The following is a 14,801-nucleotide window of genomic DNA, read 5'->3' as shown; positions in this document are numbered from 1 at the left end:
ATGAACCTCAGCGCGCCGTTTATCCATCGCCCCATAGCCACCACCTTGCTGGCGGCCGGACTCGCGCTGTTTGGCGTGCTGGCGTTCAACCTGTTGCCGGTGGCGCCGCTGCCGGAAGTCGACTTCCCGACCATCAGCGTCAGCGCCTCGTTGCCCGGCGCCGACCCGACCACCGTCGCCAGCTCCGTGGCCACGCCGCTGGAGCGTCAGTTCGGCCAGATTGCCGGGGTCACGCAAATGACCTCCGCCAGCAGCCTGGGCTCGACGCGCATCACTATGCAGTTTGACTTGAACCGCGATATCGACGGCGCGGCGCGGGACGTGCAGGCGGCCATCAACGCCGCGCGCAGCAACCTGCCCAGCGACCTGTCGGGCAACCCGACCTACCGCAAGGTCAACCCGGCTGACTCGCCGATCCTGATCATCAGCCTGACCTCCGACAGCGCCACGCCGGGGCAGATGTACGACGCCGCTTCGACGGTGTTGGAGCAGCGCCTGTTGCAGACCACTGGCGTGGGCGATGTGACGGTGGGTGGCGGTGCGTTGCCGGCGGTGCGCATTGAGCTGAATCCGGATCGCCTGAATCAGTACGGGGTGAGTCTTGAGCAGGTGCGCCAAGTGATCGGCGCGTCCAACGCCAACTTGCCCAAGGGCAATGTGGCGGTGGGCGACCGCTCCTATGGCATCGGCGCCAATGACCAGTTGCTTGACCCCAACGATTACGGGCCGCTGGTGGTCAAGACCCATAACGGCGAGCTGATCCATATCTCGGACCTGGGCTATGTGCGTGAAGACGTGCAGGACCTGCGCAACTTCGGTCTGTCCAACGGCAAGCCGGCCGTGCTGCTGGTGGTGTTCAAGCAGCCGGGCGCGAACGTGATCGATACCGTGGACGCGGTGAAGGCGTCGCTGCCGTTTTTGCAAAGCTCGATCCCGGCCTCGATCAAACTCAACCTGCTGATGGACCGCACCACCACCATTCGGGCGTCGCTGCATGACGTGGAAGTGACCTTGCTGGCGTCGATCCTGCTGGTGACGCTGGTGACCTTTGGTTTCTTCCGCGACTGGCGCAGTACTTTGGTGCCGGCCGTGGTGGTGCCGCTGTCGTTGCTCGGCACGTTTGGCGCCATGTACTTTCTGGGCTACAGCCTGAACAACCTGTCGCTGATGGCGCTGACCATTTCCACCGGCTTTGTGGTGGACGATGCCATCGTGGTGGTGGAAAACATCATGCGCCACCTGGAGCGCGGCAAGACCCGGGTGGAAGCGGCCCTGGCCGGGGCGCGGGAAGTGGGGTTCACGGTGCTGACCATCAGCGTGTCGCTGGTGGCGGTGTTTATACCGCTGCTGTTGATGGGCGGGATTGTCGGGCGGCTGTTTCGCGAGTTCTCGGTGTCGTTGTCGGTGGCCATCGTGATCTCGATGCTGATCTCGCTGACGGTCACGCCGATGCTCGCCAGCGTGTTGCTGCGCGCGCCTAAAGCGGTGCATGAGGGCAACGAGCACCCGGACTCACGCTTCCATCGCTTCTATGACCGCACCCTCGGTTGGGTGATCGACCATTCGATCCTGATGGGCCTGGTGACGGTGCTGGTGATCGTACTCGCGGGAGTGTTGTACGTGCTGGTGCCCAAGGGCTTTTTCCCCCAGGAAGACACCGGGCGCCTGCAGGGCAGCATCATTGCGGCGCAGAGCATTTCCTACGGGGCGATGCAAAAGGACTTCACCGCGATCAACCACAAGGTCATGCAAAACCCGAATGTGGAAACCGCTGCCGGGTTTGTAGGCGGCGGTGGCGGTGGCGGGGGAGCGGTCAACAGTGCGCAGTTGTTTGTGCTGCTCAAGCCCATCGACCAGCGCAAGGACAGCGCCACCGATGTGATCGGCCAGATCCGCCACACCCTGGGCGATATGCCGGGCACCAAGCTGTTCTTGCAGGCCGCCCAGGACATCACCGTGGGCGGCCGGCAGAGTGGCGCGCAGTATCAATACACCCTGACCGCCGATGACCAGCAATCTCTGGATGAATGGGTGCCCAAGGTGGTGGCGGTGCTGCACACGCTGCCGCAATTGACCGACCTGAATACCGACCAGCAGGACAACAGCCTGCTGGCCAATGTGCAGATCAACCGCGACACGGCGGCGCGGCTTGGGGTGGGCATGTCGGCGGTGGACCAGACGCTGTACGACGCGTTTGGCCAGCGCCAGGTCTCGACCCTTTACCGCGCCGCCAACCAGTACCACGTGGTGATGGAAATCGCCCCTGAGTACTGGAGCGACCCGACGGCGCTCAAAGGCATTTATGTGCCCACCGGCAGCGCGGCGGTGGCGGCCAAGGGCACCACGGCCACGCCAAACCTGGCCAGCCCGGCAACGTTGGTGCCGCTGTCGGCCCTGGCGGATAACACGGTTTCGCGCACGGCCATTTCCATCAGCCACCAGGGCACGTTCCCGGCGGTGACGGTCTCGTTCAACCTCGCCCCGGGCACGTCGATCGGCCAGGCCACTGCACTGGTGGATGATGCGGTGAAGCAACTGCGCATGCCGGCCAGCGTCACCGGCCAGTTTGCCGGCACGGCCCAGGTGTTCCAGTCGTCGGTGGCCAGCGAGCCGCTGCTGATCGTCGCGGCGCTGCTGTCGGTGTACATCGTGCTGGGCATTCTGTACGAAAACCTGATGCACCCACTGACCATCCTGTCCACGTTGCCGTCGGCGGGTGTCGGTGCGTTGATTGCGTTGCTGCTGACCGGCACCGAGCTGTCGATCATTGCGCTGGTGGGGGTGATTTTGTTGATCGGTATCGTGAAGAAGAACGCGATCATGATGATCGATTTTGCGATCACCGAGCGGCGCGAGTTCGGGCTCACGGCCAAGGAAGCGATTCGCCGCGCGTGCCTGATCCGTTTCCGGCCGATCATGATGACCACCCTGGCGGCCATCCTCGGCGCATTGCCGCTGGTGCTGGGGCATGGCTACGGCTCCGAGCTGCGCCGGCCCTTGGGGATTTCGATTATTGGTGGCCTGTTGCTCAGCCAGGTGCTGACGCTCTACACCACCCCGGTGATTTACCTCTGGCTCGACCGGGCGTCGCAACGCCTGGGGCGGCACAAGGAAGCAAGGTCATGAAACTTCGATACAGCGTGCTGTTCCTCAGCCTGGTGCTTGGCGGTTGCATGGCCGGGCCCGACTACCAGAAACCCGCGATGCCATTGCCGCAGACGTTCAAGGAAGGCGCGCAATGGCAGCGTGCGGTGTCCAACCCCCAGGGCGCTTTGGACAGCCAGTGGTGGCTGGCCTATCAGGACCCGGTGCTGAACGACCTGGTGGCACGCTCGGCCAAGGCCAACCAGTCGATCATCGCGGCGGAGGCGGCGTACCGATTGGCCCAGGCGCAGGTGGCGTCGAGCCGTGCCGGGTTGTGGCCGACAGTGGGCGTGGGGCTGTCGGGATCGCGGGGGGAGGGCGGTGACGGCACCACCTCCACCGCCACGACGTCCACCGGGGTGAAAAACAGCGTGAGCGCCACCCTCACTGCCAGTTGGGAGCCGGACCTGTGGGGCCAGGTGCGCCGAGGCATCGAGTCGAGCCAGGCCACGGCGCAGCAATCCGACGCGTTGCTGGCCGGGGTGCGGTTGTCCATCAGTTCCAGTGTGGCGAGCAACTACCTGGCGTTGCGGCAGATGGACATCGATGTGCGCCTGCTGCAACAGCAACAGGCGATCAATCAGCAATTGCTGGACATGATCCAGGCCCAGTTCACCCAGGGCGTGGCGACCAACGACCAGTTGCTGGTGGCCCAGGACCAACTGACCACCTCGATTGCCGACCTGCAAACCTCGCTGCGCGACCGTGAACAATATGAGCATGCCTTGGCGGTGCTGGTGGGCATGGCGCCCAGTGAGTTCAGCGTGGCGCCGCGCACTGACTTCAGCTTCGTGGTGCCCCGGCCGCCCTTGACCTTGCCGTCGACCTTGCTGCAACGCCGGCCCGATGTGGTGGCGGCCGAGCGTTCGGCGGCGGCGGCGAATGCCAAGATCGGCGTGGCCGAAGCGGCGTTTTTCCCGACCCTGGACCTGACCGCGTCATTGGGCTATCGCGGCAGTGCGCTGGGCGGTTTGTTCTCGCTGCCTAACCGCATCTGGACGTTGGGGCCGGCCTTGGCGGAGACGATCTTTGATGGCGGCGCCCGTGAAGCCGCGGTCAAGCAGGCTGAGGCGAGTTATGACCAGATTGCCGCGAACTACCGTGGCACGGTGCTCAGTGCGTTGCAGAACGTCGAGGACAACCTGTCGGCGATCAATCATCTGCAGACGCAGGCGGATGCGTTCCAGCAGGTGTTTGCGCGTAATCAGCAATTGTTTGGCAGCCAGGAGGCGCAATTGCGTGCGGGCACTGTGAGTCGTGAGGCGGTGTTGACCCAGCAGTTGGTGTTGCTGCAGGCCGAGCAGAATTTGCGGGATACGCAGGGGCAGTTGAGTCAGGGGAGTGTGGCGTTGATCCAGAGTTTGGGGGGCGGTTGGCAGCCCTGATGGCCCGCTATTTTGCTGATGGACCACAGTCAAATTGTGGGAGCTGGCTTGCCTGCGATAGCGGCCTATTGATTGTCCACTGTCTTACTGATGCCACTCGATCCAACTGTGGGAGGGCAGTGTGGCGTTGATCCAGAGCTTGGGAGGTGGCTGGCAGTCCTGATGGCCTCAAAGGCGAACACTATTTTGCTGATGGCCCACGGTCAAAATGTGGGAGCTGGCTTGCCTGCGATAGCGGTCTATTGATTGTTCACTGACTTACTGATGTCACTCGATCCAACTGTGGGAGCGGGCTTGCTCGCGAAGGCTATGTGGTGGTCGCCGGGGATTTTTGGTCGGAGTACATATCCATTGCTGCGGTAACGGCGCCTTATGGTTCCGCTCTTACAGCGGGTCACTTTTGGAAGAGCGCCAAAAGTAACCAAAAACGCTTCGCCCCACCACTCGGCACCTCGCTTAGGCTCGGTGTGCCCTCACTCCGGCTTGAATCCGTGGGCCGCCGCCACGCGCCATCCATGGCGCGGGGCGGCTAACCCGGCGTCCTGCCGGGTTAGCCACGGATTCAAGCCTGCGTTCGGCCAGCGTGGTTGACGGGGCGTCTGAGATCACAAGCCAGATCAAAAGCAGAGCAACCGTTGTTTGTGCGGGTGTCTATATTCCTTCGTAACGCTCGCGGTATATTCGCGGCACTTTAAACGCAGGAAGCCCGAATCATGGCAGGAAGCAGCTTGTTGGTATTGATCGATGACATCGCCGCCGTGCTCGACGATGTGGCGTTGATGACCAAAATGGCCGCCAAGAAAACCGCCGGGGTGTTGGGCGATGACTTGGCGCTTAATGCCCAGCAGGTCTCGGGCGTACGCGCCGAGCGGGAGATTCCCGTGGTGTGGGCGGTGGCCAAGGGCTCGTTCGTCAACAAGCTGATCCTGGTGCCGGCCGCCTTGTTGATCAGCGCGTTTGCACCCTGGGCGGTCACGCCGTTGTTGATGCTGGGCGGGGCGTACCTGTGTTTTGAAGGCTTTGAGAAGCTCGCGCATAAATTTCTGCACAGTCAGAGCGACGACAAGGCTGAGCATGCGCAGTTGGTTGAAGCGGTTGCGGACCCGGCGACCGACCTGGTGGCTTTTGAAAAGGACAAGATCAAGGGCGCGATTCGCACGGACTTCATTCTCTCTGCCGAAATCATTGCCATCACCCTGGGCACGGTGGCGGACGCGCCTTTGATGCAGCAGGTGGTTGTGCTGTCGGGTATCGCCATTGTCATGACCATCGGCGTCTATGGGCTGGTGGCCGGCATCGTCAAGTTGGACGACCTGGGCCTGTGGCTTACGCAGAAGCCTGGCCAGATGGCGCGCGGTATCGGCGGCGGGATTCTGCGTGCGGCCCCGTACATGATGAAGAGCCTGTCGGTGATTGGTACGGCAGCGATGTTCCTGGTGGGCGGTGGCATCCTCACCCATGGCGTGCCGGTGGTGCATCACTGGATCGAGACGGTCAGCCAAGGCGCGGGTGGGGTGGCCTGGTTGGTGCCGACGCTGCTCAATGGCGTGGCGGGAGTGATTGCAGGGGCGGCGGTATTGGTCGTTGTTCAAGTACTGGGCAAGGTATGGCGAGCGGCGAAGGGCTGATTAGTTCACAACGAGTACAGTTTGAAACGCTGTTTAAGCTTAATCCTACAGTTCGATTTTCCAGGCATTTATAGGATGCGTCGCGCCTCTTCATGTGAAGGGGCGTGATAAAAATGGATCGAGTAGGGGTTAAGGATGAAGGTGTGTTTTCAAGCGATAAAAAACTATGTCAAGTTCAGTGGTCGAGCGTCTAGAAAGGAGTACTGGTCGTTTGCGTTGATGGACACGATGGTAGTTTGGGTTTCTTATTTTATTGCGCAATGGGCAGATGTATTTTCGAGTCCATGGTTCTATGTACCCTTTGGTTTTTATGTGTTTTTCATGTTGCCTCCACTGTTGTCAGTGACATTTCGACGGCTGCATGACGTAAACATTACAGGGGCCTATATACTTTGGTTTTTGATACCGGTAGTAGGTTTTATAATGGTGTCTATCCAGTTACTGACTCAAGGCGATAAGGAAGAGAATGATTACGGCGTACCCCCGGTAGCCTCTTGAAAGACAGTTTTTAAAGAAGTTAGCCGAGTAAGAAAGTAAAGATTTTTTAAATAAAAAAGGCCATTCAATCGAATGGCCTTTTTTTGTGGGCGCTGTTTACTCGGCAATCTGCAACTTGCGCGACTCGGTATAGATGTACCGCACCTTCTCGTACTCAAACGGCGAGTTCATTTGCCCATAACGGAAGCTGGTCTGGTAGCGCTTGTCCACGGCGCGCAGGGCCCAGATTTCCGGGTGGTTTTCGCTGACTTTGGACACGTTGAGGAAGTTGATCTCGGTTTCTGCGCCGTAGTCGACGACCAGGCCGGTGGTGTCGCGCAGGTTCGATGGGCCGAAGATCGGCAGCACCAGGTAGGCGCCGCCGGGGACGCCGTAGAAGCCCAGGGTCTGGCCGAAGTCTTCGCTCTGGCGCGGCAGGCCCATGGCGGTGGCCGGGTCCCACAGGCCGGCGATGCCGATGGTGGTGTTGAGCAGCAGGCGCCCGGTGGTTTCCAGGGAGCGGTGGCCCTTGAGTTGCAGCAGGCTGTTCAACAGGTTGGGCACGTCGCCCAGGTTGTTGAAGAAGTTGCTCACGCCGGTGCGCAGGAAGCTTGGCGTGACGTAGCGGTAACCGTCCACCACCGGGAGGAACACCCATTGGTCGAAGCGGTAGTTGAAGTGGTACACGCGGCGGTTCCACGACTCCAGCGGGTCGTAGACGTTAAGCGCAGTCAGCGAGGAACGCTCGAATTCACGCTGGTCCAGGCCGGGGTTGAACTTGAGCTTGGACAGCGGTTCCTTGAAACCATCGGCGTCGACCTTGACCGGTTCATGGGCCTTGCTGTTGTCGGCATTGGCCACGCCTGCGCACATCAGGGCGGCGAGCAGCAGAAGATATTTAGCCACGGAAGAACTCCAGCATGGCGTCGGCGTTGACGCGGTAATTGAGGTTGCCGCAGTGGCCGCCCAGCGGGTAGACGGTCAAGCGATCGCCGAAGGTTTTACGCAGGAAGCCGAGGTCGCCAGGGCCCAGGATCACGTCGTCGGCGTTGTGCATGACGGCGATTTTCGGGCTGTTGTGCAGGTAGTCCTTGAGGGCGTACAGGCTGACCTGATCGACCAGTTGCAACAGGCTGCCGCCATCGGAGCGGGCGCGCCACATCGGGATCACTTGCTCGGTGAGGTAGCAGTCGAAGTCGCATTGCAGCGCACGCTTGAGGAACGGCGTGAGGCTGGTGCTTTCGGTGATCGGGTATTTGGGCGGGATAATCAGGCCGCGGCGGTTGATCAGGTCCGAGGTGAAGGCGATGTCGGCGGCCGAAAAGCGGAACGAGGTGCCGATCAGCATGGCCATCTGTTCGTTGGTCAGGTGCTGCTTGGATTGCTGGAAGTCGTAGAGCAGGGCGTCGTTAAGGTCGATGTAGCCCTTTTGCTGGAAGTAGCGGGTCAGTTTGTTCAGCACCAGCTCATAGAAGGTGGTGGTGTTGTTGATGCCCTTGACCTCGGTCTGTACCAGCTTGTCGAGGTTGGTGATCGAGGTGTAGAGGTTGACCGGCGGGTTGAGCAGCAGCACTTTCTTGAAGTTGAAACTGCGGCGGGTCTCGTCCAGTTTGCTGACAAATGCCGCATCCAGGCCACCCAGGCTGTAGCCGGTGAGGTAGAAGTCGGTGATCGGCAGCGAGGCGTTCTGTGCGCGCACGGCTTGCATCACGCGGTACATGTCTTCCGCGTCTTCCTGGGTGATACCCGGGGTGGCGAAGCGCGAGGCGGCGCTGATGAAGTCAAAGCTGGTGGGCGACGACAGCTGCACCACGTGGTAGCCAGCCTGGTAATACAGCTTTTTCAGGTACTCGTTGATGCTGCTGTCAAAGCGCGCACCCGTGCCGGCGATCAGGAAGATCAGCGGCGCGGCGTGGTCCTGCTTGGCGATGCGGTAGGTGAGTTTCTTCACCGCCCAGAAGTTGTCCGGCAGGCTGAACTCGCGCTCGGGGCGCATCGTCAGGCTGTAGTCGGACTGGTTGATCTCGTCGTCACTCGGCAGCTTGGGCCGAAGATCGGGCGGGGTGGTGGCGATGGTCGCTTCGAACGGGTTGGTCAGAGGGAAGCCATAGGTGGCTTGGTCGATGTCGACCGCCAGTGCTGACGCACTCAGAAAAAGGCTGCCCAATAAGGCAGCACAGCGCAAGGAACGGAGCATGACTTAATCCCTAAGAGGAAACGTGCTGAAAGATGTTCGCAGGCTATGACCACCGCGCTGTCGCCGAAGTGCCATCACTCGGCACGAAAAGTCGGAAAAAGCGTGGGAATCCGGGTAATAGTAGCCAGACGATACACTTTGCCACGCGTTGGTGAACACTAATTGTGTGTATGCGCCTTGCCAATGGCCACCGGGGCATTAAGCTGAGCGCCGTTTTTGCCTATCGGAGTGCCCCAATGTCCCGTCGTTTACCCTGGATCCTGCTGCTGATTGCCCTGCCGTTATGGCTGGCCGCCAGTTATGGCGCACGTTACGGCTTCATGGAGGATGGACGGTGGGTCGGCATCTGTGCCGATGAGGCCAGCCGCTGGGAATGCCAACTGCGCTCGAACCTGGGCCTGATGATCCACTTCAAGGTGATGGGCTGGGCGGCGCTGGTCACGGCGGTGCTGGCGTTTTTTGTGCCGGGCCGTGCGGGATGGGGGCTGGCGGTGCTGGGGATGCTGTTCGGCCTGCCGGCGCTGGCGTTGTACAACACCACGTTTGCGGTGTTTGCGGTGGTGATTGCCGGGTTGCGGTTGGTCAGGAAGCCACGGGTTGCCTGATAGGGCCTTATCGCAGGCAAGCCAGCTCCCACACTTGACCGCATTCCAAAGGATGTACTCGGTCAAATGTGGGAGCTGGCTTGTCGGGTCGCCGCATCGCTGCGATAGCGGTCTCAGGTTTTGCGCACTCGCAAGCAACGCCACAACGCTGCAACCATCAACACGCTGACCACTGCCCACCCCCACGCCTGCTGGTTCAACAGGCCTTCACGGTACAACTGCGGCGCAATGCCGGCACCGATGATAAAGGCCAGCAGCGCAATTTCCCGACGCGGCCCGGTCACCGGACGCACCAGGTACACCAGCGCTGGCAATACCAAGGCCGCACTCGGGAAGCTGCGGTAGCGCGGGTCGAACACCAGTGCCAGCATCATCACCGCGCCGGCAAACCCGGCGATCGCCACCAGCCAACCGGCGCGCTGCTCCAGCCAGTTGAATGCGCGTTCACGCCAACCTTCCCGGGCGCTCAAGGCCAGTGCGGCGTGAGCCAGCACCAGCAGGTTCAACACCACCAGCAAGCCTGCCCACACCCATTCGTCATTAAAACGTGCGGTCACGCGGGTCAGTTCGGCCCAGGTGCCGATGGAGCAGGCCGCAACGGCGCCGAGCAGCGGCAGCAGGATTGCCGAGCGCTTGCTGCGTACACAACCGCCGAGCGCCAGCGTACCGAGCAGGATCACCCCGCCCACCCCGAGCCACAGCGGCCAGTACGGCACATTGCTCACCGGGCCGGCGAGGATGCCTTTGTCCTGGCGATCGGCATCGAATAAGCCCCAGTAACCGCCCACTGCGCCTTCACTGGCACGTTTCCACGGCTGGTCGAAGGCTTCGATCAGGTTGTAATGCCACCCGTTGGCTTCGGCCATCGCCACGAACCCGCGCATGAACTTGGCCTCGTTGACCCGGCTCGGCACGGCGGTTTCCCGTTGACGGCCTTCGCTGGGCCAGCCGGTTTCGCCGATCAGCACATCCTTGGGGGCGAACTTGTTGCCGAAGGTCTGGCGCACATCGCCCACATGCTTGAGCGCCTGGTCGATGCCCGACGGGTCATCTTCCCAGTACGGCAGCAGGTGGATGGTGAGGAAGTCCACGGCCGGAGCGATTTCCGGGTGCTGTAGCCAGAACTCCCACACGTCGGCGTAGGTCACCGGTTGCTGGATATGGCTTTTGACTTTGTGGATCAGGGTCACCAGCTGCTTGGCGGTGACTTCCTTGCGCAGCAAGGCTTCGTTGCCGACGATTACGGCGGTCACGACATCCGGGTTGGCGTTGGCCGAGGCGATCAGTTCGTCGATTTCTTTCTCGGTGGCTACCGGGTCACTGCTGACCCAGGCGCCGGCCATCAGCTTCAATCCATGCTTGCGTGCCATTTCGGGCAGGGCTTCCAGGCCGGTCATGGAGTAGGTGCGAATGCATTCGAAGCGGGTGGCCAGCAAGGCCAGGTCGGCGTCCATGCGCTCTGGCCGCAGCTGGAACGGCTGGTCGAACGGGGATTGGTCTTTGTCAAAAGGCGTGTAGGACGCGCATTGCATCTTGTGGCTGGCGCTGGCGACGTCCGGCAACACCACGGGCCGGCCGAGGCCGTACCAGTAACCGACGAGGGCCAGCAGGCCGAGGACAAAGGCGAGGAAATAGGGCAGGGCAGGGAAGCGGGCAGTCGCGGGCATGGTCGGCTTATCTGGAAGAGCAAAGGCGCGCATCTTACCCGGATTTGCCCGGTCCCAGTGGGGCCGCATAATTTTGACATGCAAAGTTCGGGCGGGATTTTGACGCCATATCCTACAAAACGTCCTGCTGGCGTTGTGATGTCGTTTCTTGCTTACCTGAGGTCGCAGGCAGAGCAGGTTCCAAGCCCCGTCAGGTTGATGATCAAAGGGTCAGCACTCCACTGATGTGGCAGCAGCCGGATCGATGCGCGTGAAGGGGGCGCGGTGCACCACATAACAACTAGGTTGACGTCGCTCGGCATCCGTCGGGCGCAGCACTTTCGGGGAAGTACTATGAAGATGCGACGACTCTTGGGCGCAGCTGCCACTCTGGTAGTTGCGATGAGCTCCACACTGGCCAGCGCCGACAGCAAAACCCTGAGCATCGGCTATGTGGATGGCTGGTCCGACAGCGTGGCTACCACCCACGTGGCGGCAGAAGTGATCAAGGAAAAGCTCGGTTATGACGTGAAACTGCAGGCGGTCGCCACCGGGATCATGTGGCAAGGCGTGGCCACCGGCAAACTCGACGCCATGCTCTCCGCCTGGCTGCCCGTGACCCACGGTGAGTACTGGGCCAAGAACAAGGACAAGGTGGTCGACTACGGCCCCAACTTCAAGGATGCGAAAATCGGCCTGATCGTGCCGGAGTACGTCAAGGCCAAGTCCATTGAAGACCTCAAGACCGACACCACCTTCAAGAACAAGATCGTCGGCATCGACGCCGGTTCAGGCGTGATGCTCAAGACCGACGAAGCCATCAAGCAGTACGGCCTCGACTATAAACTGCAAGCCAGTTCGGGCGCCGCGATGATCGCCGAACTGACCCGTGCCGAAGACAAGCAGGAATCCATTGCGGTGACCGGTTGGGTGCCACACTGGATGTTCGCCAAGTGGAAACTGCGTTTCCTCGACGACCCGAAAGGCGTTTACGGTGCCGCTGAAACCGTTAACAGCATCGGCAGCAAGGGCCTGGAGAAGAAAGCGCCGGAAGTCGCAGCCTTCCTGAAGAAATTCCAGTGGGCCTCCAAGGACGAAATCGGCGAAGTCATGCTGGCGATCCAGGAAGGTGCCAAGCCTGATGCCGCAGCCAAGGATTGGGTAGCCAAGCACCCTGAGCGTGTTGCTGAGTGGACCGGTAAGTAACCGTTAATCTGTAGAAATTACGCCGCAGACCTAATGTGGGAGCGGGCTTGCCCGCGAAAGCAGTGTGTCAGTCGATGCATAAGCCGACTGAACCACCGCATTCGCGGGCAAGCCCGCTCCCACATTTTTGTCTGTATTCAGGCTGTTGTTTATTTGTTGGCCGCAAAACTTGCGAAGTGGCGATCTCCATCTACTACTAAGGTCGTCTGGAACCTCTACGGCAGCCGCATACAGTGGATACGTTCCAAAATAATAAAAAGCTGTGCTGCGAGGATAAAAACAATGAACGACAGCATTTACCTCTCGATTCAAAACAGCCCGCGTTTCAAGGAGCTGGTGAGAAAAAGGGAACGATTCGCCTGGATTCTCTCGGCAATCATGCTAGGGCTTTACTCCGCTTTCATCCTGTTGATCGCCTACGGGCCACAAGTACTGGGGGCCAAGCTCAGCCCCGGTTCCTCGATTACCTGGGGCATTCCCCTGGGCGTCGGACTGATTGTGTCCGCCTTCATCCTGACCGGCATCTACGTACGCCGGGCCAACGGCGAATTTGACGACCTGAACAATGCGATTCTCAAGGAGGCTGCGCAATGATCCGGCGTCTATTGGCTGTATTCGGCGCTTCGCTGTTTGCTCCGGCCGTTTGGGCGGCGGATGCATTGACCGGTGAAGTGCACAAGCAACCGCTGAACGTCTCCGCCATCGTGATGTTCATCGCGTTTGTCGGTGCCACCCTGTGCATCACCTACTGGGCGTCCAAGCGCAACAAGTCGGCGGCCGACTACTACGCGGCCGGCGGCAAGATCACCGGTTTCCAGAATGGCCTGGCGATTGCCGGTGACTACATGTCGGCGGCGTCCTTCCTGGGGATTTCCGCGCTGGTGTATACCTCCGGTTATGACGGCCTGATCTACTCGATCGGCTTCCTGGTGGGCTGGCCGATCATCCTGTTCCTGATCGCCGAGCGCCTGCGTAACCTGGGCAAGTACACCTTTGCCGACGTGGCGTCCTACCGCCTCGGGCAAACCCAGATCCGCAGCCTGTCGGCCTGTGGCTCGCTGGTGGTGGTGGCGTTCTACCTGATCGCGCAGATGGTGGGGGCGGGCAAGCTGATCCAACTGCTGTTCGGCCTGGACTACCACGTGGCGGTGATCCTGGTGGGCATCCTGATGGTGCTCTATGTGTTGTTCGGCGGCATGCTGGCAACCACTTGGGTGCAGATCATCAAGGCGGTGCTGCTGTTGTCCGGCGCGTCGTTCATGGCGTTGATGGTGATGAAACACGTCAACTTCGACTTCAATGTCCTGTTCTCCGAGGCGATCAAGGTTCACCCTAAAGGTGAAGCGATCATGAGCCCTGGCGGCCTGGTAAAAGACCCGATCTCGGCGTTCTCCCTTGGGCTTGCGCTGATGTTCGGTACTGCTGGCCTGCCGCACATCCTGATGCGCTTCTTCACCGTCAGTGACGCGAAAGAAGCCCGCAAGAGTGTGTTCTACGCTACCGGTTTCATCGGTTACTTCTACATCCTGACCTTCATCATCGGCTTTGGCGCGATCCTGCTGGTCAGCACCAACCCGGCGTTCAAGGACGCGGCAGGCGCCTTGCTGGGCGGTAACAACATGGCGGCGGTGCACCTGGCCAACGCGGTGGGTGGCAGTATCTTCCTGGGCTTCATCTCGGCCGTGGCCTTCGCCACCATCCTGGCGGTGGTTGCCGGCTTGACCCTGGCCGGTGCTTCGGCGGTGTCCCATGACCTGTATGCCAGCGTGATCAAGAAAGGCAAGGCCAACGACAAGGATGAGATTCGCGTCTCGAAGATCACCACCATCGCCTTGGGCGTGTTGGCTATCGGCTTGGGCATCCTGTTCGAAAGCCAGAACATTGCGTTTATGGTCGGCCTGGCATTCTCCATTGCAGCCAGCTGTAACTTCCCGGTGTTGCTGCTTTCCATGTACTGGAAAAACCTCACCACCCGTGGCGCGATGATCGGCGGCTGGTTGGGCCTGATCAGTGCGGTTGGCCTGATGATCCTGGGCCCAACCATCTGGGTCTCGATCCTGCACCATGAAAAAGCCATCTTCCCTTACGAGTACCCGGCACTGTTCTCGATGATCATTGCGTTCATCGGCATCTGGTTCTTCTCCATCACCGACAAGTCGGCGGCGGCAGACAAGGAACGTGCGCTGTACTTCCCGCAGTTTGTGCGTTCGCAGACTGGTTTGGGGGCGAGCGGGGCGGTTAACCACTAATCGCTCTGGCTGTTACAAAAAAATGCCCCGGTCGCGAGATCGGGGCATTTTTTTGCTTTTATTGGTAACAGATACGACAAAACTGTTTCTCAGATCCTGCACCAATAAAAGTTGTAGGAAGGCTGCGCGCAATCCGTTGTAGGAGCCCGGCTTGCCGGCGATGGCGTCCTTGAGTTTGGCGCTGATCTCTCGGGCCCCATCGCTGGCAAGCCAGCTCCTACGGAGGTGGTGGGGTGTGCAGGAGCCCGGCTTGCCGGCGATGGC

General features: G+C 60.6%; 11 protein-coding genes. 8 read left to right on the top strand and 3 right to left on the bottom strand.

The annotated features are described in order from the left end of the window. From AC07OV_RS20715 to AC07OV_RS20700, 4 genes are all read left to right on the top strand, one after another. Positions 1 to 3,126, top strand: coding sequence for an efflux RND transporter permease subunit (locus tag AC07OV_RS20715; protein WP_495092876.1), 3,126 nt, complete (start codon positions 1 to 3; stop codon positions 3,124 to 3,126). Next, positions 3,123 to 4,529 carry an efflux transporter outer membrane subunit gene (locus tag AC07OV_RS20710; protein ID WP_495092875.1) on the top strand — a complete coding sequence of 469 codons (1,407 nt, stop codon included), beginning with the start codon at positions 3,123 to 3,125 and terminating at the stop codon, positions 4,527 to 4,529. The genes AC07OV_RS20715 and AC07OV_RS20710 overlap by 4 nt, the downstream gene beginning before the upstream one ends. A 713-nt stretch (positions 4,530 to 5,242) precedes the next feature. Beyond that, positions 5,243 to 6,157, top strand: a complete 915-nt coding sequence (locus AC07OV_RS20705; protein ID WP_494998393.1) for a DUF808 domain-containing protein — start codon at positions 5,243 to 5,245, stop codon at positions 6,155 to 6,157. Between the two features lie 135 nt (positions 6,158 to 6,292). Next, positions 6,293 to 6,655, top strand: coding sequence for a DUF805 domain-containing protein (locus tag AC07OV_RS20700; RefSeq protein WP_494998392.1), 363 nt, complete (start codon positions 6,293 to 6,295; stop codon positions 6,653 to 6,655). A gap of 96 nt (positions 6,656 to 6,751) precedes the next feature. On the opposite strand, the gene AC07OV_RS20695 is transcribed toward AC07OV_RS20700, so the two are convergent. Together AC07OV_RS20695 and AC07OV_RS20690 are read right to left on the bottom strand one after the other, a co-directional pair. Further along, positions 6,752 to 7,540 (bottom strand): MlaA family lipoprotein, encoded by a 789-nt coding sequence (locus AC07OV_RS20695; RefSeq protein WP_178921972.1) that lies wholly within the window; start codon positions 7,538 to 7,540, stop codon positions 6,752 to 6,754. Next, the gene (locus AC07OV_RS20690) at positions 7,533 to 8,831 is read right to left on the bottom strand and encodes a serine/threonine protein kinase (RefSeq protein ID WP_494998391.1); all 1,299 of its coding nucleotides are present in this window, start codon (positions 8,829 to 8,831) and stop codon (positions 7,533 to 7,535) included. The genes AC07OV_RS20695 and AC07OV_RS20690 overlap by 8 nt, the downstream gene beginning before the upstream one ends. Before the next feature lie 236 nt (positions 8,832 to 9,067). On the opposite strand from AC07OV_RS20690, the gene AC07OV_RS20685 reads away from it, so the two are divergent. Next, positions 9,068 to 9,436, top strand: a complete 369-nt coding sequence (locus AC07OV_RS20685; protein ID WP_494998390.1) for a hypothetical protein — start codon at positions 9,068 to 9,070, stop codon at positions 9,434 to 9,436. A 113-nt stretch (positions 9,437 to 9,549) separates the two neighbouring features. Here the strand turns inward: AC07OV_RS20685 and AC07OV_RS20680 are convergent, their stop codons facing one another. Then, on the bottom strand, positions 9,550 to 11,103 hold the full coding sequence (locus AC07OV_RS20680) for a glycoside hydrolase family 17 protein (protein WP_494998389.1): 1,554 nt from the start codon (positions 11,101 to 11,103) through the stop codon (positions 9,550 to 9,552). Between the two features lie 333 nt (positions 11,104 to 11,436). Here AC07OV_RS20680 and AC07OV_RS20675 point away from each other — a divergent pair, with 333 nt between their 5' ends. The 3 genes from AC07OV_RS20675 (at position 11,437) to AC07OV_RS20665 (ending at position 14,537) form a co-directional block, all read left to right on the top strand. After that, positions 11,437 to 12,288 (top strand): glycine betaine ABC transporter substrate-binding protein, encoded by an 852-nt coding sequence (locus tag AC07OV_RS20675; protein ID WP_016972152.1) that lies wholly within the window; start codon positions 11,437 to 11,439, stop codon positions 12,286 to 12,288. Positions 12,289 to 12,570: 282 nt separating this feature from the next. Continuing rightward, positions 12,571 to 12,882, top strand: coding sequence for a DUF485 domain-containing protein (locus AC07OV_RS20670; protein WP_016972153.1), 312 nt, complete (start codon positions 12,571 to 12,573; stop codon positions 12,880 to 12,882). After that, the gene (locus tag AC07OV_RS20665) at positions 12,879 to 14,537 is read left to right on the top strand and encodes a cation acetate symporter (RefSeq protein WP_176996498.1); all 1,659 of its coding nucleotides are present in this window, start codon (positions 12,879 to 12,881) and stop codon (positions 14,535 to 14,537) included. The genes AC07OV_RS20670 and AC07OV_RS20665 overlap by 4 nt, the downstream gene beginning before the upstream one ends. Positions 14,538 to 14,801 lie beyond the last annotated feature (264 nt).

This window comes from Pseudomonas sp. GW821-FHT09A09 (genome assembly GCF_059418405.1).
Note: the sequence above shows the minus strand (reverse complement) of the source record. Positions and strands in the feature narration are given on the sequence as shown.

Excerpts from the sequence above, each read along its gene's own strand:
- AC07OV_RS20675 (WP_016972152.1), top strand. The coding sequence starts at position 11,437 with ATGAAGATGCGACGACTCTTGGGCGCAGCTGCCACTCTGGTAGTTGCG.
- AC07OV_RS20690 (WP_494998391.1), bottom strand. The coding sequence starts at position 8,831 with ATGCTCCGTTCCTTGCGCTGTGCTGCCTTATTGGGCAGCCTTTTTCTG.
- AC07OV_RS20665 (WP_176996498.1), top strand. The coding sequence starts at position 12,879 with ATGATCCGGCGTCTATTGGCTGTATTCGGCGCTTCGCTGTTTGCTCCG.
- AC07OV_RS20670 (WP_016972153.1), top strand. The coding sequence starts at position 12,571 with ATGAACGACAGCATTTACCTCTCGATTCAAAACAGCCCGCGTTTCAAG.
- AC07OV_RS20705 (WP_494998393.1), top strand. The coding sequence starts at position 5,243 with ATGGCAGGAAGCAGCTTGTTGGTATTGATCGATGACATCGCCGCCGTG.
- AC07OV_RS20700 (WP_494998392.1), top strand. The coding sequence starts at position 6,293 with ATGAAGGTGTGTTTTCAAGCGATAAAAAACTATGTCAAGTTCAGTGGT.
- AC07OV_RS20685 (WP_494998390.1), top strand. The coding sequence starts at position 9,068 with ATGTCCCGTCGTTTACCCTGGATCCTGCTGCTGATTGCCCTGCCGTTA.
- AC07OV_RS20680 (WP_494998389.1), bottom strand. The coding sequence starts at position 11,103 with ATGCCCGCGACTGCCCGCTTCCCTGCCCTGCCCTATTTCCTCGCCTTT.
- AC07OV_RS20715 (WP_495092876.1), top strand. The coding sequence starts at position 1 with ATGAACCTCAGCGCGCCGTTTATCCATCGCCCCATAGCCACCACCTTG.
- AC07OV_RS20710 (WP_495092875.1), top strand. The coding sequence starts at position 3,123 with ATGAAACTTCGATACAGCGTGCTGTTCCTCAGCCTGGTGCTTGGCGGT.